This window comes from Klebsiella sp. w6 (assembly GCF_033100215.1).
In the GTDB taxonomy this organism is placed as follows: Bacteria; Pseudomonadota; Gammaproteobacteria; order Enterobacterales; family Enterobacteriaceae; genus Klebsiella; species Klebsiella variicola.
Window position 1 is genome coordinate 3,831,607 of record NZ_CP136907.1, and the last position, 20,240, is coordinate 3,851,846.

General features: G+C 57.5%; 20 protein-coding genes. 12 read left to right on the forward strand and 8 right to left on the reverse strand.

The annotated features are described in order from the left end of the window. Window positions 1-14: 14 nt before the first annotated feature. From R0140_RS18875 to mntR, 3 genes are all read right to left on the reverse strand, one after another. A complete protein-coding gene (locus tag R0140_RS18875; RefSeq protein ID WP_008805781.1) occupies window positions 15-1,055 on the reverse strand; it encodes an aldo/keto reductase in 1,041 nt (346 codons plus the stop codon). Window positions 1,056-1,162: 107 nt separating this feature from the next. Further along, the gene (locus tag R0140_RS18880; protein WP_012542373.1) at window positions 1,163-2,275 is read right to left on the reverse strand and encodes an anion transporter; all 1,113 of its coding nucleotides are present in this window, start codon (window positions 2,273-2,275) and stop codon (window positions 1,163-1,165) included. Further along, window positions 2,272-2,745, reverse strand: coding sequence for a manganese-binding transcriptional regulator MntR (gene mntR / locus R0140_RS18885; RefSeq protein ID WP_008805779.1), 474 nt, complete (start codon window positions 2,743-2,745; stop codon window positions 2,272-2,274). The genes R0140_RS18880 and mntR overlap by 4 nt, the downstream gene beginning before the upstream one ends. 185 nt (window positions 2,746-2,930) lie before the next feature. Here mntR and mntS point away from each other — a divergent pair, with 185 nt between their 5' ends. Continuing rightward, a complete protein-coding gene (gene mntS, locus R0140_RS18890) occupies window positions 2,931-3,056 on the forward strand; it encodes a manganase accumulation protein MntS (protein WP_012968653.1) in 126 nt (41 codons plus the stop codon). A gap of 268 nt (window positions 3,057-3,324) precedes the next feature. Next, window positions 3,325-4,905, forward strand: coding sequence for a phosphoethanolamine transferase (locus R0140_RS18895; RefSeq protein ID WP_012968654.1), 1,581 nt, complete (start codon window positions 3,325-3,327; stop codon window positions 4,903-4,905). 90 nt (window positions 4,906-4,995) lie between these two features. On the opposite strand, the gene ompX is transcribed toward R0140_RS18895, so the two are convergent. After that, window positions 4,996-5,511 (reverse strand): outer membrane protein OmpX, encoded by a 516-nt coding sequence (gene ompX / locus R0140_RS18900; RefSeq protein WP_008805777.1) that lies wholly within the window; start codon window positions 5,509-5,511, stop codon window positions 4,996-4,998. 351 nt (window positions 5,512-5,862) lie between these two features. Here ompX and rhtA point away from each other — a divergent pair, with 351 nt between their 5' ends. The 6 genes from rhtA to ybiO all read left to right on the forward strand — a co-directional run bounded on the left by rhtA (window position 5,863) and on the right by ybiO (window position 12,480). Then, on the forward strand, window positions 5,863-6,750 hold the full coding sequence (gene rhtA, locus R0140_RS18905; RefSeq protein WP_317703876.1) for a threonine/homoserine exporter RhtA: 888 nt from the start codon (window positions 5,863-5,865) through the stop codon (window positions 6,748-6,750). Between the two features lie 237 nt (window positions 6,751-6,987). Beyond that, window positions 6,988-7,491: a DNA starvation/stationary phase protection protein Dps gene (dps, locus tag R0140_RS18910; protein WP_002895841.1), complete on the forward strand. Its 504-nt coding sequence runs from the start codon at window positions 6,988-6,990 to the stop codon at window positions 7,489-7,491. A gap of 430 nt (window positions 7,492-7,921) precedes the next feature. Beyond that, entirely contained in the window at window positions 7,922-8,668 is a 747-nt protein-coding gene (gene glnH / locus R0140_RS18915) for a glutamine ABC transporter substrate-binding protein GlnH (RefSeq protein WP_004886198.1), read from the forward strand. A gap of 125 nt (window positions 8,669-8,793) precedes the next feature. Next, a complete protein-coding gene (gene glnP, locus R0140_RS18920; RefSeq protein ID WP_002895837.1) occupies window positions 8,794-9,453 on the forward strand; it encodes a glutamine ABC transporter permease GlnP in 660 nt (219 codons plus the stop codon). Next, window positions 9,450-10,172 carry a glutamine ABC transporter ATP-binding protein GlnQ gene (gene glnQ, locus R0140_RS18925; protein ID WP_008805775.1) on the forward strand — a complete coding sequence of 241 codons (723 nt, stop codon included), beginning with the start codon at window positions 9,450-9,452 and terminating at the stop codon, window positions 10,170-10,172. The genes glnP and glnQ overlap by 4 nt, the downstream gene beginning before the upstream one ends. A gap of 112 nt (window positions 10,173-10,284) precedes the next feature. Next, entirely contained in the window at window positions 10,285-12,480 is a 2,196-nt protein-coding gene (gene ybiO, locus R0140_RS18930; protein WP_012542377.1) for a mechanosensitive channel protein, read from the forward strand. On the opposite strand, the gene rlmF is transcribed toward ybiO, so the two are convergent. Beyond that, the gene (gene rlmF, locus R0140_RS18935) at window positions 12,481-13,395 is read right to left on the reverse strand and encodes a 23S rRNA (adenine(1618)-N(6))-methyltransferase RlmF (protein ID WP_008805773.1); all 915 of its coding nucleotides are present in this window, start codon (window positions 13,393-13,395) and stop codon (window positions 12,481-12,483) included. Between the two features lie 96 nt (window positions 13,396-13,491). Here rlmF and R0140_RS18940 point away from each other — a divergent pair, with 96 nt between their 5' ends. From R0140_RS18940 to ybiJ, 4 genes are all read left to right on the forward strand, one after another. After that, window positions 13,492-14,106, forward strand: coding sequence for a flavin reductase family protein (locus R0140_RS18940; RefSeq protein ID WP_012968656.1), 615 nt, complete (start codon window positions 13,492-13,494; stop codon window positions 14,104-14,106). A 139-nt stretch (window positions 14,107-14,245) separates the two neighbouring features. Then, entirely contained in the window at window positions 14,246-14,506 is a 261-nt protein-coding gene (locus tag R0140_RS18945) for a YdgH/BhsA/McbA family protein (RefSeq protein ID WP_016160534.1), read from the forward strand. Window positions 14,507-14,526: 20 nt separating this feature from the next. Then, entirely contained in the window at window positions 14,527-14,793 is a 267-nt protein-coding gene (locus tag R0140_RS18950; RefSeq protein ID WP_002895824.1) for a DksA/TraR family C4-type zinc finger protein, read from the forward strand. Between the two features lie 285 nt (window positions 14,794-15,078). Then, window positions 15,079-15,339 carry a DUF1471 family protein YbiJ gene (ybiJ, locus tag R0140_RS18955; RefSeq protein ID WP_004176772.1) on the forward strand — a complete coding sequence of 87 codons (261 nt, stop codon included), beginning with the start codon at window positions 15,079-15,081 and terminating at the stop codon, window positions 15,337-15,339. A 107-nt stretch (window positions 15,340-15,446) separates the two neighbouring features. Here ybiJ and ybiB read toward each other — a convergent pair whose 3' ends face one another. From ybiB to rhlE, 3 genes are all read right to left on the reverse strand, one after another. Next, complete coding sequence (ybiB, locus tag R0140_RS18960; protein WP_008805768.1) at window positions 15,447-16,415, reverse strand: DNA-binding protein YbiB; 969 nt, start codon at window positions 16,413-16,415, stop codon at window positions 15,447-15,449. A 29-nt stretch (window positions 16,416-16,444) separates the two neighbouring features. Continuing rightward, window positions 16,445-18,601 carry an ATP-dependent DNA helicase DinG gene (dinG, locus tag R0140_RS18965; protein WP_032735011.1) on the reverse strand — a complete coding sequence of 719 codons (2,157 nt, stop codon included), beginning with the start codon at window positions 18,599-18,601 and terminating at the stop codon, window positions 16,445-16,447. Window positions 18,602-18,788: 187 nt separating this feature from the next. Continuing rightward, window positions 18,789-20,144, reverse strand: a complete 1,356-nt coding sequence (gene rhlE / locus R0140_RS18970; RefSeq protein WP_008805766.1) for an ATP-dependent RNA helicase RhlE — start codon at window positions 20,142-20,144, stop codon at window positions 18,789-18,791. Between the last annotated feature and the right edge of the window lie 96 nt (window positions 20,145-20,240).

Here is a 20,240-nt window from a genome sequence, read left to right on the forward strand (position 1 = left end):
CGGAAAAAACGGCGTTACTGCGCGTCAAGCTGATGACGACGATATTCCCCCTGTCGCTCCAGCATCCAGCCCGGATATTCGCGCGGCAGGGCGCTGACCGCGTCAAGCTGGCGCAACTCATCATCGCTCAGGCGGATAGCGGTCGCAGCGATGTTATCCTGCAACTGCTCGGCCCGTTTGGCGCCAATAATGACGCTGGTCACCGCCGGCTGATGCAGCAGCCACGCCAGGGCAATCTGCGCCACCGATACCCCTTTTGCTTCAGCTATCACCCGCATGACGTCGATGCAATCAAATGCGCGCGCTTTATCCACGGGCGGAAAGTCGAACGCCAGGCGACGACCACCCGCTTCCGCCTCGCCGTCGCGGCGGTATTTCCCGCTCAGCAGGCCGCCCGCCAGCGGGCTCCAGACCATCAGGCCGAGTCCTTCGCTTTGCAGCATCGGCACCAGCTCACGTTCCAGGTCACGCCCGGCAATCGTGTAGTAGGCCTGCAGAGAAGCAAAGCGCGAGAGTCCAAGGCGTTCCGCGATGCCCAGCGCTTTGGCGATTTGCCAGGCCGCCCAGTTTGAAACACCGATGTAGCGCACATGCCCCTGCTGTACCAGCGTATCCAGGGCCGACAATGTCTCTTCGATCGGCGTCGCCGGATCGAAGCCGTGCAATTGATAGAGATCGATATGATCGAGCTGCAGGCGGCGCAGGCTCTCTTTCACGCTGCCCATGATGTGGTACCGTGAGCTGCCGCGCGAGTTCACGCCGGCGGTGCCGGTTTCGCCAAACACTTTGGTCGCCACCACCACGTTTTCACGCGGGATTTTCAGGTTTTTCAGCGCCTGACCGGTAATCTCTTCAGAGCGCCCTTCCGAGTAGACGTTGGCGGTATCGATAAAGTTGATCCCGGCGTCCAGCGCGCTGCCGACCAGCTGTTCGGCTTCAGCCTGGCGCAGCTGGCCGATTTTGCCCCACATCCCTTCTTCGCCGCCGAAGGTCATGGTGCCCAGGCACAGCTCAGAGACAAACAGACCGGTATTGCCCAGTTTTTGATATCGCATAGCACTCTCCTCAACAGGATGGTTAACGTCAGCGGTATAGTTATACCGCTGTGTCGAGGCGTGCGAATGGGGTGTTTCTGTCAGTTTCTTGCCCAATTCTGCAGAAATCAGGCGCAGAGTTTAAAGAGCCAATAGCCGCTGATGGCCGCCCATAGCAGCATAGGAATGGAGTAAAGATGGAAGCGCCACCAGATCCGCCGATCGCTGGCCATGCGCAGGGCGATGATATTGGCCAGCGATCCTGGCAGCAGACCAAAGCCGCCCACGTTAACCGCCCAGGCAAGCAGTATCGACGGCGGGACATAGTTGAGCAGCAGAATGGTCGAGGGCACATTACTGATCACCTGAGACAGGCCGATGGCGGTCAGCCACAGTCCGCCGCCGGAAAGCGTCCCGACGCCGCTCAGCACATGATGCAGCGCCGGAAGCTGGGTCAGCAGGTGGACGTCGATAAACATCACCATAAACACCAGCAGCAGCGACCAGTCCACATGGACGATCACCGCCCGGGCCAGAATCAGGAAGCCCAGCAGCACCAGCGCCAGCCCCCACAGCGCCTGATTCATCTCCAGCGCGGTCAGGAACACCAGATACAATCCCAGACAGCTCCAGACCAGCTTAGGCTGCCACGATGGCGCCTTATCGCTACTCTGGTAGCTAAGCCGGTTTGCCGGGAAACAGAACCAGCACAGCACCAGCAGGGTCAACATCATTGCCGCCGCCAGGGGTAACATCTCGCCGATAAACCCGACGAAAGAGAGGCCGGACCGTCCCCACAGCAAAATGTTCTGCGGGTTGCCGATCGGCGTCAGCAGCGACCCGGCGTTAACCGCCAGCGCTTCGAAGATAATCAGACGGTTAACCGGGATCGCACACCACTTTTTCAGCGTCAGCGTCAGCGGCACCACAATAAACAGGGCCACATCGTTGGTCAGGAAGGTGGACAGGAGCGCTGCCGCCAGCACCATAAAGATGGCCAGCTGGCGCTCAGTCACGAAGCGGCGGGCCATTTTCCTCCCCAGCACGTCAAAGTAGCCGCTCAGTTCAATGCCCTTGGTCAACAGCATCAGGCCGCTGAGCGTGATGATGGTATGCCAGTCAATGGCCGCCGGCCAGCTTGCCGGGACAAACGGCACGATGGCGCTGAGCACACAGGCGATAATCAGCAGCAGGTGTAAAAAACGGTCGCGCAGCAGCGACTGAACAAAGGGAAGAGTCATGCTTCCTGGGATCCCTGTTTCTGGGTAAATTTCAGGAACATCGCCAGCGTCTCTTCACTCACGTGATGCTCCATTCCCTCCGCATCGCGGCGGGCGATTTCCGGACTGACGCCAATGGCCAGCAGAAAGTTTTCCACAATCTGGTGGCGTTCGCGACTTTCCTGGGCCAGCTTTTCCCCTTCCGGGGTTAAGAAGATCCCGCGCCAGGGGATCTGTTCGATCAGACCCACGCTGGCCAGGCGTTTGAGCATTTTGGCGACCGTGGGCTGCGAAACGCCAAGACGCGCCGCCATATCCACCTGGCGCGCCTCCCCCACTTCGTTGATCAGATCGGAGATCAGCTCCACATAGTCATCGATCAGTTCGCGGCGATGCGCTTCCCGCACCTGACGGAACCCCTCAACGTGCTCTTCAACATTTACTAACTGCGTCACTTTTTTTGTTATTGGCTTACCTGCGCGACGGTTCATTGTGCTTCCTCATTCGTGTGACGCGTCAAGCATCATATAAAAAGATCCACATTGTAATGGATTGCGCCAAGAGCACAAAAAATTAACGTTTTAGCCATAGCTATAAAATATAGCCTGTGCTATATCTGTATGTAATGCAAACAGCCATCATGGATTGACGGCGTGAACAGGCAGGAGGAGAGCAGATGAACGAATTCAAGAGGTGCTTAAACGTGTTTAGCCATTCCCCCTTTAAAGTACGATTAATGCTGATCGGTATGCTGTGCGAGATGATCAACGGTAAACCACAGCAGGACAAACCCCATTCCTAAGGCGGCGTCGCGGTATGCCGCTTCATTTTTCTGTCATCTTCTGCCGGCAAAATGACCGGTTTCCCCCGTTTCCCTGACCTTTTTTCAAGTTTTGTAAGCGCCCTCGCAAAACAATCTGTTATGTCTGGTTGACCTTACCATTTACAAGCCCTATCTTTGCACAGCCCTGCCACATTCGCGGCTCGCAGAGACCCTCTTCACGCACTGTCCAGCAGGTTTTACCCCTTGTCGCCAGGGGATGCGCATGGCCTCTTTTTGATTGTTTACTATGAATGTCACCACCCTGAAAGATACGCTGGTCGCCCGCCGACTGGCACTGAACCCATGGACAGGATTCTACTTTTTACAATCGCTGTTGATTAACCTGGCGCTGGGCTATGAATTTAGCCTGCTCTATACCGTGGCATTTACCTGCGTGTTACATCTTCTGTGGCGCGCTTTTCCGCGCGTCCAGAAAGGGGTAGTCGGCGCCTATTCGCTGCTGGCGGCCCTGTATTACCCCTTTGGCCAGGCTTACGGCGCCCCCAATTTCAACACCTTGCTGGCGCTGCACGCGACCAACGTGGAAGAATCTACGGAAATTCTGACCATCTTCCCGTGGTACAACTATCTGCTGGCGGTCTTCATTTTCGCACTGGGGATCATTGCGGTCCGCCGCAGGATCGTTGAGCCCTCCCGCTGGGGAAAAATGGAGACCCTGGGCCTGCTGTTCAGCGTCGGGATCTTCTTTCTGCAGCCGGTGCAAAACCTCGCCTGGGGCGGCGTGTTCAAGGTGATTGACACCGGTTATCCGGCCTTTCGTTTTGTGAAAGACGTGGTGGTGAATAATAACGAGGTGCTGGACGAGCAGGCGCGAATGGCGCAGCTGGCCGGCATGAAAGACAGCTGGCACGTGCTGGCGGTGAAGCCAAAGTACCATCTCTATGTGGTGGTGATTGGCGAGAGCGCCCGTCGCGACGCCCTCGGCGCCTTCGGCGGCCACTGGGATAACACGCCGTTTGCCAGCTCAGTAAACGGTTATCTGTTTAACAACTATGTCGCCGCCAGCGGCTCGACGCAGAAATCGCTCGGCCTGACGCTTAACCGGGTGGTCGACGGCAAACCGCAGTTTCAGGATAACTTTGTCACCCTCGCCAACCGCGCGGGTTTCCAGACCTGGTGGTTCTCCAACCAGGGGCAGATTGGCGAGTACGACACCGCTATCGCCAGCATCGCCAAACGTGCGGATGAAGTCCAGTTCCTGAAAAACGGCGATTTCGAGGCCAATAAAAATACTCAGGACGAGCAGTTATTAAAGCTGACCGAGCAGGTACTCTCTACGCAGCGCACCCAGCCGCAGCTGATTGTCCTGCATCTGATGGGCTCTCACCCGCAGGCCTGCGATCGGACCAAAGGCAAGTACACGGTTTTCGTCCAGTCGAAAGAGACCTCCTGTTATCTCTACAGCATGACGCAGACCGATTCGCTGCTGGCTAAGCTATACAGTCAGTTGCAAAACTCCGGCGATACCTTTTCACTGACCTACTTTTCCGATCATGGTCTGGCGTTCAAGGAGCGGGGAAAAGAGGTGCAGTATCTGGCGCATGACGATAAGTTCCAGCAGAACTTCCAGGTGCCGTTTATGGTGCTGTCCAGCGATGACAAAGCGCATAAAGTGATTAAAGCGCAGCGCTCAGCGAATGATTTCCTCAGTTTCTTCTCCCAGTGGACCGGGATCAAGGCGGCGGAAATCGTCCCGCGCTATCGTTTTATCTCTGAGCAAAAGGCCGGTCCGGTGTACATCACCAACTTCCAGCTGCAGAAGGTGGACTACGCTCACCTCGGTACCGATGAGTTCACCGTCAATTAATCGTGCAGGCCCGGCCAGTCGCTCAGGCTGGCCGGCAACAGGCAAAAAAAATCCGCCCCGAAAGGCGGATTTTTTATATCACCGGAGTGATTAGAAGCGGTAACCCACGCCAGCAATCCAGGTACCGACGTCAACGTTACGAATACGAGACTGCTCGTAGGAGAAGTCCAGAGCAACGTTTTCGATCGGGTTGAACTGCAGACCAGCACCGTAGGAGAAACCGTAGTCGCTCATATCGGATTTCTGGTTCGGGAAGTTGTTGTTCTGGAATTTACCGTAACCAACACCCACTACACCGTAGATGCTTGCCCAGTCGTTCAGACGGTAAGCCGGACCTGCGGTGATGCCGTAGTACTGACCTTTGTTGTAAGTACCGTTGCTGGTGTTATCCTTTTCGGTGTAGGTGAAGGAACCGATAACGCCCAGCGGGTTGTTATCTTGCTCGTAACGGTATTTCAGGTTGAAACCGCCAGCTTTGTTCGCTTTACCCTGCATGTCGCTCTGCGCGTAACCGCCGGTTACGGTAGAAGTTGCAGCAAATGCAGTGGTACCTACGGATGCAGCCAGAACAACGGCCAGTGCTGAAAGACGTGCAATTTTATTCATAACCACCTCAAATGTGTTTCTAATAAGTCCTAAGCCTTAAATATATCAAAAACTTTTGGGAAACTCTTTGGAGTTTACATTGTCTAACATACTTTTTCATGTAACCAAAAGTTTCCATATTTCTATAACAATATGGAAAACAACAATTTTTGGCGTTAACGTACATCTTAACGCTCATTAAGAAATTCGCAAGCATCCAGATTAATCTTAATCACCTGGCGAATTTCTCAGCAACGTGCGCCATTCTACTGTTTTTGCCTCTGTTTTTTTCAACATTAGCTCAACCGTCAGCAGGTTATTCCAGTACACTGGCACTTTTACGACTTTTGACAAAACCTGACAGGAGAAAGGATGCCCGGTCCATCCCGAAAAGCGGCGGCATGGTTGCCGATTCTGGTGATTTTAATCGCCATGACCTCGATTCAGAGCGGCGCATCGCTCGCCAAATCGCTGTTCCCGTTGGTCGGCGCCCCGGGGGTCACCGCCCTGCGCCTGGCGCTCGGGACGCTGATTTTGGTGGTCGTGTTCAAGCCATGGCGGTTACGTTTCTCCCCGGCGCAGCGCGTGCCGCTGCTACTGTACGGCCTGGCGCTCGGCGCGATGAACTATCTCTTTTATTTATCCCTGCAGCGTATTCCGCTCGGCGTGGCGGTAGCCCTGGAGTTTACCGGCCCGCTGGCGGTGGCGCTGTTTGGTTCGCGCCGACCGCTGTATTTTGTCTGGGTGGCGCTGGCGATCCTCGGACTGTGGTATCTCCTGCCGCTGGGGCAGAACGTGGCGCAGGTCGATTTAACCGGCGCGCTCTTTGCCCTGGGCGCCGGCGCCTGCTGGGCGGTCTATATTCTGACCGGGCAGCGCGCCGGTGAAGAGCATGGGCCAGCCACGGTGGCGATGGGGTCGCTCATCGCCTCGCTGGTGTTTGTTCCGTTAGGCATGGCGCAGGCTACGGATACGCTGTGGCAATGGTCGCTGCTGCCGATGGGGCTGGGGATTGCTATTCTCTCAACCGCGCTGCCCTACTCTCTCGAAATGATGGCCTTGACGCGCCTGCCGACGCGCACCTTCGGCACGCTGATGAGCCTTGAACCAGCATTAGCCGCCCTTTCCGGTATGGTCTTCCTCGGCGAAACGTTGAAGCTCTCCCAGACCCTGGCGCTGGGCGCGATCATTATCGCCTCGATGGGCGCCACGCTGACCATGCAGCGACAAAGTAAAATCGAGCAAGTCGATATCAATTAACATTCTGTTACGCCGCCGGCCCGTGAGAAATCCGGGCCGTTCAGCTAAATATAACCCTATGATATTTAGCGACTTTCAAAATAACCAACCACTTTGCGCTATCGAAGTGATATGGCCTGCCGATGCCTCACTCTTTGAAACCCTTGCTATACTTAGTCCCGAAGTTACCTGGGACAACGCTCCACATCATTCAGATTTGAAGTGTGACGAGCATCAATATCAAGAGGATATGAAACGATGAGTACCGCAAAACTGGTTAAATCAAAAGCATCTAATCTGGTCTATACCCGCAACGATGTCGCTGACAGCGAAAAGAAAGCGACCATTGAGCTGTTGAATCGCCAGGTGATCCAGTTCATTGACCTGTCACTTATCACCAAGCAGGCACACTGGAATATGCGCGGTGCGAACTTTATCGCCGTGCACGAAATGCTGGATGGCTTCCGTACCGCGCTAACCGAGCACCTGGACACCATGGCGGAGCGCGCCGTGCAGCTGGGCGGCGTCGCACTGGGCACCACTCAGGTCATTAACAGCAAAACGCCGCTGCAGAGCTACCCGCTCGATATCCATCACGTTCAGGATCACCTGAAAGCGCTGGCTGACCGCTATGCCGTCGTCGCTAACGATGTGCGCAAGGCGATCGATGAAGCCAAAGACGAGGATACTGCGGATATTTTCACCGCGGCCTCCCGCGATCTGGATAAATTCCTGTGGTTCATTGAAGCGAATATCGAGTAAGGCTTTGCCGCCGGCCGCAGCGCGGTCGGCGGCGCCTTTACTTTTCTCGCCCACCTTTCTGTTTTCCGTTCTATCCGTTTCCCCTTCTATGCTTTTCGTCCCCCTGCTGGCCATGCACTGTTTTAGGGCGCCAAATTGATGAAAATGCGCGCAAAAGTAAAACAATTGTAATAATCACCTCACACAATCGTTACGTTGAGATTGTTTTCCCATCAGGGTTTGCGCTAAAAATGTGCTCGTTATTCAGCAACTCTATAACGCACCAAAGTGACGCCCCATCCTGGTGCAGTAAGTGCCTGTCATGATCGAAATTGTGCAACCGCTCGCGCTTCGTTTGTTGAAAAACAACAGCTTGTAAAAGTGGCACGATTTTTTCATTAGGCTAGTCGTTCTCGCAGGGGATCGTCCCGTGGATATAAAAGGAAATGCTATGAAGTCTGTATTTAAAGTTTCACTGGCTGCACTGACCCTGGCTTTTGCGGTTTCTTCCCATGCCGCCAATAAGACCCTGGTTGTCGCCACCGATACGGCGTTCGTCCCGTTCGAATTTAAGCAAGGCGATAAATATGTCGGGTTTGACGTTGACCTGTGGGCGGCTATCGCCAAAGAGCTGAAGCTCGACTACACCCTGAAGCCAATGGACTTCAGCGGCATTATCCCGGCGCTGCAAACTAAAAATATCGATCTGGCGCTGGCCGGGATCACCATCACCGACGAACGTAAAAAAGCGATCGACTTCTCCGACGGCTACTACAAAAGCGGCCTGCTGGTGATGGTCAACGCCAATAATAACGACATCAAAGATGTGAAAGATCTGAACGGTAAAGTGGTCGCGGTGAAGAGCGGTACCGGCTCCGTTGATTACGCGAAAGCCAATATCAAAACCAAAGATCTGCGTCAGTTCCCGAACATCGATAACGCCTATATGGAACTGGGTACCGGCCGCGCTGATGCCGTGCTGCACGATACGCCAAATATTCTGTACTTCATCAAAACCGCAGGCAACGGCAAGTTCAAAGCGGTAGGCGAATCACTGGAAGCGCAAAACTACGGTATCGCTTTCCCGAAAGGCAGCGACGAGCTGCGTGAGAAAGTGAACGGTGCGCTGAAAACGCTGCGCGAGAATGGTACCTACAACGAAATTTATAAAAAATGGTTCGGCACTGAACCAAAATAATAAGAACACACTTCGCCAGACGCAGCTCCGGCGACATCACAACGGTCTTCCGGCACAGACTCGGCGGGAGACCGTATTTTGGCGGAGGATTTCCTCTGCTCTCGACACGGTAACAGGAACGTATTATGCAGTTTGACTGGAGTGCCATCTGGCCTGCCATTCCGATTTTGCTGGAAGGCGCCAAAATGACGCTGTGGATTTCCGTCCTCGGCCTGGCCGGCGGCCTGATAATCGGTCTGGTGGCCGGTTTCGCCCGCTGCTTCGGCGGCTGGATCGCCAACCACATCGCACTGGTGTTTATTGAAATCATTCGCGGCACCCCGATTGTGGTGCAGGTCATGTTCATCTACTTTGCGCTGCCGATGGCCTTTAGCGACCTGCGCATCGACCCCTTCTCCGCAGCGGTAGTGACCATCATGATTAACTCGGGCGCCTATATCGCGGAAATTACCCGCGGCGCGGTGCTGTCCATTCATAAAGGCTTCCGCGAAGCGGGCCTGGCGCTGGGCCTGTCGCGTCGCGAAACCATTCGCCACGTGATCCTGCCGCTGGCGCTACGCCGCATGCTGCCGCCGCTGGGCAACCAGTGGATTATCAGCATCAAGGATACCTCGCTGTTCATCGTCATCGGCGTCGCCGAACTGACCCGTCAGGGACAGGAGATCATCGCGGGCAACTTCCGCGCCCTGGAAATCTGGAGCGCCGTTGCTGTTATCTACCTGATTATCACCCTGGTCCTGAGCTTTATTCTGCGTCGTCTTGAAAGAAGGATGAAAATCCTGTGATTGAATTTAAAAACGTCTCCAAGCACTTTGGCCCGACCCAGGTGCTGCACGATATCTCCCTGAAAATTAATCAGGGTGAAGTGGTGGTCATTATCGGCCCGTCCGGCTCCGGTAAATCAACGATGCTGCGCTGCATCAATAAACTGGAAGAGATCACCAGCGGCGATCTGATTGTCGATGGCCTGAAGGTCAACGACCCGAAGGTGGACGAACGTCTGATTCGTCAGGAAGCCGGGATGGTATTTCAGCAGTTTTATCTGTTCCCGCACCTCACGGCGCTGGAGAACGTCATGTTTGGTCCGCTGCGGGTGCGCGGCGCCAGCAAGCAGGCGGCAGAGAAGCAGGCGAAAGATCTGCTGGCGAAAGTCGGCCTGGCCGAGCGCGCGCATCACTATCCGTCTGAACTCTCCGGCGGCCAGCAGCAGCGTGTGGCCATTGCCCGCGCGCTGGCGGTGAAGCCAAAGATGATGCTGTTTGATGAACCGACCTCCGCGCTCGACCCGGAACTGCGCCATGAAGTGCTCAAGGTGATGCAGGATCTGGCTGAAGAGGGGATGACGATGGTGATCGTAACCCACGAAATCGGCTTTGCCGAAAAAGTGGCTTCGCGATTGATCTTTATCGACAAAGGACGCATTGCTGAAGACGGCAACCCGCAGGAGCTGGTGAAGAACCCGCCAAGCCCGCGCCTGCGCGAATTCCTGCAGCACGTCGCCTGACCCGCAACGGCTCTCTTCCTCCGCGGAGAGAGCCGCTTTTCCAGATTCCTCTTCCCTCCCCTTCCGCCATCGGCTTCTATACTTACCCGTTTACGTTGCAACGGAGGTGCCCATGCCGTGGATCCTGCTTTTGCTCGCTGCACTGTTTACTGCCCCGCTTTCCGCCGCAGCCCTGCCCGGCGTGCCGACAGCTAACGCCGATAAAACCAGCGCCAGCGAACCCGATGCGGAACAGAAAAGAGCGGCCTACGCCGCGCTGGCTGACGTGCTGGCTAACGACAGCGCCCGTCAGGAGCTCATTGACCAGCTGCGTAAAGCAGCCGCCACGCCGCCGCCAGACAGCACCCCGACGCTGACGCCGCCGGCGGTGAAAGAAGAGACCACGGTGCTGGAGAACGTCACGCAGATCAGCCGGGAATACGGCGAGCAGCTCTCGTCTCGCTTCTCTCAACTGTGGCGCAATATCACCGGCTCACCGCATAAACCTTTTAATTCGCAAACCTTCACCAGCGCGGCCTGGCATTTTTTACTGCTGGCCGGCCTGGTCTTTGCCTTCTGGTGGCTGGTGCGTCTTGCGGCGCTGCCGCTGTATCGCAAAATGGGTGAATGGGGGCGGCATAAAAACCGCGATCGCGGAAACTGGCTCCAGCTGCCCCTGACCATCGCCGGGGCGTTTGTTATCGACCTGCTGCTGCTGGCGCTGACCCTGTTTGTCGGCCAGTTGTTAAGCGATCGCCTGAATGGTAATAACCCCACCATCGCCTTCCAGCAGAGTCTTTTCCTCAACGCCTTCGCGTTGATCGAGTTTTTTAAAGCCATTCTGCGGCTCATTTTCTGCCCGCGCATCCCGGCGCTCCGGCCTTTTAACCTCAGCGACGAAGCCGCGTCATACTGGAGCCTGCGCCTGAGCGCGCTCAGCAGCCTGATTGGCTATGGCCTGATCGTCGCGGTGCCGATTATCTCCAATCAGGTGAATGTTCAGGTTGGCGCGCTGGCTAACGTCGTCATCATGCTGTGCATTACGCTGTGGGCGCTGTACCTGATTTTTCATAACAAGACCTTGATTACGCAGGGTCTAATCCATCTGGCCGACCGTTCGCTCTCCTTCTTTAGCCTGTTTATCCGCGCCTTCGCGCTGGTCTGGCACTGGCTGGCCTGCGCCTACTTTGTGGTGCTCTTTTTCTTCTCCCTGTTCGACCCGGGCAATAGCCTGAAATTCATGATGGGCGCCACCCTGCGCAGCCTGGCCATTATCGGCGGCGCGGCGCTGGTGTCCGGCATCCTGTCGCGCTGGATAGCCAAAACCATCACCCTGTCACCCGCCACCCAGCGCAATTATCCTGAGCTGCAAAAGCGGCTGAATGGCTGGATCTCCGCCTCGCTGAAGGCCGCGCGCATTCTCACCGTCTGCGTCGCCGTCATGCTGCTGCTGAGCGCCTGGGGCCTGTTTGACTTCCGCGAATGGCTGCATAACGATGCCGGGCAAAAAACGGTGGATGTGCTGATCCGCATCGCCCTCATCCTCTTCTTCTCTGCCATCGGCTGGACGGTGCTGGCCAGCCTGATCGAAAACCGGCTGGCCTCGGATATCCATGGCCGCCCGCTGCCCAGCGCGCGGGCCCGGACGCTGCTGACCCTGTTTCGCAACGCGCTGGCGGTGGTGATCAGCACCATCACGGTGATGATCCTGCTTTCGGAGATTGGGGTTAACATTGCGCCGCTGCTGGCGGGCGCCGGGGCGTTAGGGCTGGCGATTTCGTTTGGCGCGCAAACGCTGGTTAAAGATATTATCACCGGCATATTTATCCAGTTTGAGAACGGGATGAATACCGGCGACCTGGTCACCATCGGCCCTTTGACCGGCACCGTGGAACGAATGTCGATTCGCTCCGTGGGGGTACGGCAGGATACCGGCGCCTATCACATTATTCCCTGGTCCTCGATCACCACTTTTGCCAACTTCGTGCGCGGCATTGGCTCGGTAGTCGCCAACTATGATGTCGACCGTCATGAGGATCTGGATAAAGCCAGCCAGGCGCTGAAGGCGGCGGTGGACGATCTGCTGGCCCAGGAGGAGATCCGCGGCCTGATCATTGGCGAACCGTCGTTCGCCGGGCTGGTGGGGCTGAGCAATACCGCCTTTACGCTACGCGTCAGCTTCACCACCCTGCCGCTGAAGCAGTGGACGGTGCGCTTTGCCCTCGACACTCAGGTGAAAAAGCACTTCGATCGCGCCGGGGTTCGCGCCCCGGTACAGACCTGGCAACAGCTGCCGATGCCGGGCTCAGACAGCCCGGCCGCCGAGTAGTTAGAACGGACGGCGGCGTTTGGCGTCGTCCATAAAGCTCCAGGCGATAAAGCGGCTCTGCTTTTGACCCTGGGCCATCTCTTTTTTCACCACTTTCACGGCCCCAACCTCGGTCAGCAGGCGGTAGAGCGGCGGCAGATTGTCGCCGCGCGACACCAGCGAGGTAAACCATTTCACCTGGCGGGCGAAGGCCTGACTTTCGCGGATCATCTGCGAGATAAAGGCCACTTCGCCTCCTTCGCACCACAGCTCCTGCTGCTGACCGCCAAAGTTAAGCGCGCTGTCGGCGCCGAGTCCGAGATTGCGGCGCTTGCGCTCACCGCCCGCCCGGGCGCTCTCTGCGGAGTCATGGAACGGCGGATTACACAGCGTGGCGTCATAGGTCTCGTTTTTGTGGATGACGCCGTGGAAGATGGCCTGGCTCTCTTTTTGCCGACGCAGACGGATCTGCCGGGTCAATCCGGGGTTGCCATTGACAATCGCCTGCGCGCTGGCGAAGGCTTCCGGGCTGATTTCGCTGCCGGTAAAGCGCCAGCCGTACTCGTGAACGCCGATCAGGGGATAGATGAGGTTGGCGCCGGTACCAATATCAAGGATCGTGGCTTGCTTCGGCACCTCGCCACTATCCTGCGCCAGCAGATCCGCCAGATGATGAATATAATCGGCACGCCCGGGCACCGGCGGACAGAGAAAACCGTCAGGAATGTCCCAGTGTTTGACCGCGTAGAAATGCGCCAGCAGCGCTTTATTCAACGCCTTTACTGCCTGCGGATTGGCAAAATCAATGGTCTGCTCACCCAGCGGATTGAGCGTAATGTATCCCTGCAGGTCAGGATGCGCCTGGCAGAGCGCAGGCAGGTCGTAGCGTTGATGGTGGCGGTTACGCGGGTGTAACCCCGGTTTCTGGGCTTTCATGACAATCTCCTTTGAACAGCCGCGTAAGATACCCGTTGACGGCGGCGCGGTAAATAAGGGAGTCTGGATATCTCCTTTATCCGTGACAGGTGCAGCATGTACTTTTATCAACCTTCGCAGGGCCACGGCCTGCCGCACGACCCGCTGAACGCGATAATCGGGCCTCGCCCGATAGGCTGGATCGCCTCGCAGGACGCCGAGGGCCAGCGAAATCTGGCGCCATACAGCTTTTTTAACTGCTTTAACTATCGCCCGCCGATCATTGGTTTCGCCAGCAGCGGCTGGAAAGACAGCGTGCGAAATATCGTCGAAACAAAGGAGTTCGTCTGGAACCTGGCGACGCGACCGCTGGCCGTGGCGATGAATGAAACGTCTGCCTCGATCCCGCACCATGAGGACGAGTTCGTGCGCGCCGGTCTCACCGCCGCCGCCAGCCGCCTGGTCAGCGCCCCCCGAGTCGCGGAGAGTCCGGTGAACTTTGAGTGCCGTCTGTCGCAATGTATTCAACTCACCACCGCCGACGGTAACCCTGTTGATACGTGGCTGGTGCTCGGCGAAGTGGTCGCCGTGCATATTGATGAATCACTGCTGGACAACGGCATCTATCAAACCGCCCGCGCCCAGCCGATCCTGCGCGCCGGAGGTCCGAGCGCCTATTACAGTATTGATGATAGTCTGCGTTTTGACATGATCCGCCCTGACGCCCGCTAAATAATCTACCGGCCAGAGTACCGCTGCCCTGCGCCGGTAGCCTACTAAACGCCTTGTTTTGCATTAAAAATTCCCTATCGCACGGTCGGGAAAGACCTACACTTAAGCTATGTCCCATGCTGTTTATGAGGATATGCTGATGAAAATCACCTCGCTGCTATTCGCCGCTGCGCTCACCGCTCATGCCACCGCGGCCTCTCCCCTGCCACCGACACCCGTACTGCCCTATGCCGGGCCGCTCCGCCCTGTCGGCACCGTCTCCGCCTCCGGTGCCAGCACCCTTGATGATCTGGTGGCCGCCCTCGCGGATAAGGCCCACCGCCAGGGGGCGATAGCCTGGCGGGTCAATGCCGCCAGTAGCGGTAACCGACTGCACGGTTCAGCTATAATTTATCAATAACCTTTCACAGGAGGCAGACGATGGCATCAGGTTGGGCAGGCGATGGGGCCGTTCAGGATCAGATCGACAGCACCATTGACGATGCGGTGGCTCGCGCGCGCCGCGAGCTTCCGCGCGGCGAAAGCAACAAATTTTGTGATGAATGTGGGGAGCCGATTCCGGAGGCCCGTCGACAGGCCATCCCAGGGGTCAGATATTGCGTGAAGTGCCAGCAGGAGAAAGATTTACATAACAATACATTTTCAGGATATAATCGCCGCGGATCCAAGGATAGCCAGCTACGCTGACTTTCCTTTACCGTTCATGACAGCCTTTCGCATTATCTTTTCGCGCACATTTTTTGGCGGAAAAAGTCGCAATATGTGCCCTTAAACGCGTCGGTCTTCCTCGCTACGCTTCGTGACGAAAAGAATGAGAAATAATTTATTAATAATCAGTAAATTATTAATCATTCAAAAAATTCGATGAAGACTGTGAATTTCCTTCGATTTTATCTCCCGCAAAAAAGCGTGATACTTATCACATCGACGGAACATCGTCCCCTGAACAGAACAACCTGCGAGAGATTAACTATGAAAAACATCAAATATGCTGCCGCTGCCATCGCTCTGACCGCCCTTTCCTTCGGCGCCTTTGCCGCCGAACCGGTCACCCCCGCTCAGGCAGAAAGCATGAATAAAATCGGTGTGGTGTCTGCGCAAGGCGCAACCACTTTAGATGGTCTGGAAGCAAAACTGGCTGCTAAAGCCGAAGCCGCTGGCGCGACCGGCTACAGCATTACTTCCGCTAACACCAACAACAAACTGAGCGGTACTGCGGTTATCTATAAATAATCGCTGTTCCCTCTGTAAGCCACTGAATTAACCCTGAAAAGACCTTTAATACCCTTGCCTTGCCCGTCCGAGCCACCGGACGGGCTTTTTTTATCCTGCAGATCCGATCACCAGCAGTCGTTGACGCGGCTGAGGCCCTGCTCCAGGGTGGTGACTTCCCCGCTGGCCAGCAGACAACAGGCAAGCTGAATTTTCAACGAGTGGGGCACCGGTTCGACGCCGGCGACGCAGCGCTCGATCCAGCGCGCCGTGACCTCGGGATCTTTCGAGGCCGGCAGGACCACCGCCTCCGCTGCCGTCTCAGTCTGGCGTTCGTACAGCACCCGCACGCCCTGCTCATCGATCAGGCTGATCTGCGGGCAGCGCTGCGGGTTGGCATACACTTCGCCCTCGGTACCGTGCATCAACAGCGCGCGGCCACCGGTCTCACGAAAGAAGTTCGCCACCCGCGGAACATATTCCGGATGCGACACGCTGGAGAGACGCAATGCCTCCGCTTCGCCAAACGGTGTAGCCAGCTTGGCCAGGGTATGGGCGCTGTTGCGCACGCCCATCCGCCAGCGCATCGCCAGCTGTTTCTCCAGCGGCGGACAGAAAGCCCCCACCGGGATATACACCGGTTCATGGCCCTCCAGCTGCGCCTGAGCCTGTCCGGCGTGCCGGGTGGCCGGAATATCCAGCAGGGTAAAAATGGTCTCGGTCAGCACCCGGGTGGGATCGTGACTGACACCGTGAACCACCACCGGAAACCCCAGCTTGTGCAGAAGCATCGCCAGCAGCGGCGTCAGGTTCGCCTGCTTGCGCGCGCCGTTGTAGCTGGGGATGACAATCGGCATCGGCTTGCCGGCCGGCGGGGTCAGGCGCAGCGTATGCTGCTGCATCGCCGCGTAAAACCCTTTCATCTCCGCTTCGCCTTCGCCTTTGATGCGCAGGGCGATTAATATTCCCCCCAGCTCCAGCTCCGGCACCTCGCCGTCCAGCATCCGCGCATAGAGCGCACGGGCGGTCTCTTCATCGAGGTCGCGGGCATGATTCTTACCGCGACCCACCTCTTTTATAATTTTGCTGTACTCCATGGCTCCCCCTGGTGCATCACGCGCCGGCGTCAGCGACGTTTGCGGCCTGACTGTTTTGCTGTCTGTTTTGCTTTCCGTTTTACTATAACCTCCGGGACGCCCGGCTGCTCTATGGGAAAAACAGGTAACGCGTTCAGTAGACGCGCGCCATAGTTTTTGGTCAACAGACGCTTATCGTAAATCACCACCTCTCCCCAGCAGTGATGGCTGCGGATCAGACGCCCCACCTGCTGAATAAGATTAAAGGAGGCGCTGGGCAAACTCTGTACCTCGAAAGGGTAACGATTAAGGCTTTTCAGCCATTCGCCTTCGGTGATCACTACCGGGCTGTCGATGGGCGGAAAGGCGATTTTATGGATATGTACCTGGCTTAGCAGATCGCCCTTTAAATCCAGCCCTTCGGCAAAGGACTGCAGACCCACCAGCACGCTGCGCTCGCCGCTTTCCACCCGTTTGCGATGCAGCTCCACCAGCCGATAGCGCGGCTGGTCGCCCTGCACCAGCAGTATCAGGCGCAGATCGGTCACATGCTCCAGGAAGCGGTTCATCGCCCGCCCGCTGGCAAACAGCACCAGCATCCCGAGATGTTTCTTGCTCTCTACCTGCTGGCGAAAATAGGCCGCCATCTCGGCAATGTGCTGCTCTTCGTTATCCATCAGCGGTTCATAGCGCATTTGAGGAATAATAATTTTCCCCTGCTCCACGTGGTTGAACGGCGAATCCAGCGCCACGAAGCGGTCACCCGCTTTCTCCTTCAGACCACTCATCTCCTGCAGGCGCGAGAAGCTGTTTAGCGAGCGCAGCGTCGCTGACGTCACGACGATATGCGGCACGCTGCGCCACAGCAGCCGTTCCAGCTGATCGCTGACGCGGATGCCGACACAGTGGAACCAGACATGGATCTGGCCGTCGCGCACCACTCGCGTCGCCCATTTGGTTACCGGCGCGCCTGAGGATTGCGCCAGCGACGCCAGGCGCCATAGCTTGCTTTGGCTTTCAAACATGCCGAGCGCGCGGTTCATCTGCAGCAGCACCCGATGCAGGCGCACCACGTCATGGCTGCCGGTCTTTTCGCTGAGATCGTTAAGAAACAGCTCCGCCAGCCCGCGCAGCATCTCGGTGAGCTTCGCCAGCCGCTGGCAGATCTCCATCACCTCCTGCGGCAGTTCGCCCATCGGGAAGCGATGCTCCGCTTCCTGACCGGCGGGCATGTAGAGATTGAGAATATTATTCAACGACGCAATCAGCTCGAACAGCTCCTCGCAATGGCCGGTGAGCCGCTCCGGATTGGCCAGCGGCGGCGTGGTTTTCGGACGAAACTGCTCCATGCAGGTGGCGACCAGCTTGCAGAACAGATCCAGCTGCAGGCGAAACCAGGGGGCGGTGATCTCGGCGCTCATCTCCAGCGCGTCGCGGGCGACGTCCGGCAGATGATGGCCTTCATCGAGGACCAACAGCAGGTTTTTCGGCTCCGGCAGCACTGCCTCGCTCTCCATCGCCGCCATCACCAGCGCATGGTTGGCCACCACCACTTCCGCCTCCTGAATTTCCCGCCGCGCCACGAAGAACGGGCACTCGCGATAGTAGTGGCAGTTGCGGTTCAGGCAGCTGGCCTTATCGGTGCTCAGCCGGCTCCACAGCGCGTCATCGATGGCTTTATCGGTATGATCGCGCAGGCCGTCCCAGCGGTAGCTGTCGAGGTCCTGCTTCAGGGTCGCACACAGCTTCTGCTCGGCCTGGTTGTTCGGGGTGAGATCGTCATCGAGGAAGGCCAGCAGATCCTGCTGTGACGGCTCGGTGCTGGCCAGTGCCGTCAGGTTACGCGGACAGACGTAGCGCCCACGACCGAAGGCGGCGGTAAAGCGCAGGTCGGGAATAATTTTACGCAGCAGCGGCAGGTCTTTACTGTAGATTTGATCCTGCAGGGCGACGTTGGCGGTGCTAACCACCAGCGTTTTTTGTTCCTCCCGGGCGATGGCGATGCCCGGGATCAGGTATGACAGCGTTTTACCTACGCCGGTCGGCGCTTCGATAGCCAGATGCCTGCCCTCTTCCCCGGCGAGAGTTTTCGCCACATCGGCGATCATCTGCCGCTGCGGGGGGCGGGGAATAAAGTCCGGGATCTGTTCCTGAAGCGCCTTATACCAGGCGGCGATTTGCGCTTTCAGCGCAGCGGTCAAAGCCATGAGAAAACCTGAATACTGTATAAACAGCCACTATTGTGCCATTTTTGCCCGCCTGGAGGTATTGCTTTCTGCTGAGTGTGGAAGCGTGCTCGACAAATAGTGTAATGGAAAGAAAAAGGCCCGCCGCCGCGTAGCGGACAGACGGGCCTGAGCCGGGCCGCGTTATCGCGGCCGAGGCATCAGCGTGTTATTCGCCAGCCGGTTTACGCGGACGACGGCGGCGCGGCGGTTTGCCGTCCTGCGTACGCGCTTTCGGCGCCTCGCCGTCCTGACGGCGCGGGGCGCTGTTCTGGCTGCGCGGCTGTCCGCTGCGTCCCTGACCCTGGCCACCGCGTCCCTGACCTTGCCCACGACCGCCGCCGCGCTGCTGGCGACCGTTCTGGATAGGTTCGGCTTTAATGGACGGATCCGGCTCATAGCCGGCAATCGCGATGCGCGGGATCTCTTTTTTCAGCAGGCGCTCGATATCGCGCAGCAGCTTATGCTCATCCACACACACCAGCGACAAGGCTTCACCAGTGGCCGCCGCGCGACCGGTACGGCCGATACGGTGGACGTAATCTTCCGGTACGTTCGGCAGCTCGTAGTTCACCACGTGCGGCAGCTCTTCGATATCCAGACCACGGGCGGCGATATCGGTCGCCACCAGCACGCGAATGCCGCCGGATTTAAAGTCGGCCAGCGCGCGGGTACGCGCTCCTTGGCTCTTGTTGCCATGGATCGCCGCGCTGCGGATGCCGTCTTTATTAAGCTGCTCCGCGAGGTGGTTGGCGCCATGCTTGGTGCGGGTAAACACCAGCACCTGCTGCCAGTTGCCTTCGCCGATCAGCTGCGACAACAGTTCGCGCTTGCGGTTCTTATCAACGAAATGGACGTGCTGGGTGATCTGCTCGGACGCGGTGTTGCGACGCGCCACTTCCACTTCCAGCGGGTTGTGCAGCAGTTTCTCGGCCAGGCCCTTGATCTCGTCGGAGAAGGTGGCCGAGAACAGCAGGTTCTGTCGACGCGCCGGCAGTTTAGCCAGTACGCGACGGATGTCATGGATAAAGCCCATATCCAGCATGCGGTCCGCTTCGTCCAGCACAAGGATTTCCACGCTATCAAGGCTGACCGCGTTCTGATGTTCGAGGTCCAGCAGACGGCCCGGGGTGGCAACGAGGATGTCGACGCCACCGCGCAGCTTCATCATCTGCGGGTTGATGCTCACGCCGCCGAATACCACCAGCGAGCGAATATTCAGGTACTTGCTGTAATCGCGGACGTTCTCGCCCACCTGCGCCGCCAGCTCACGGGTCGGGGTCAGGATCAGCGCGCGTACCGGACGGCGACCCTTTGCGTGCGGCTCTTTGTCAATCAGGCGCTGCAGCAGCGGCAGGGTAAAGCCCGCCGTCTTACCGGTACCGGTCTGGGCGCTGGCCATCAGGTCGCGCCCCTGCATTACTGCCGGGATCGCCTGCTGTTGGATAGGGGTCGGCTCAACGTAGCCCTGCTCAGCGACAGCGCGCAGGATATCGGGATTCAGGCCAAGGGAATCAAAAGACATAACAACTCCGAACCGCCCCGGCCCGGTGAAGGGCGTAGTTTTCAGGGAGATTATTGCGATAAGAGATGGCAAAAACCACAATGCCATGAAGGGGCG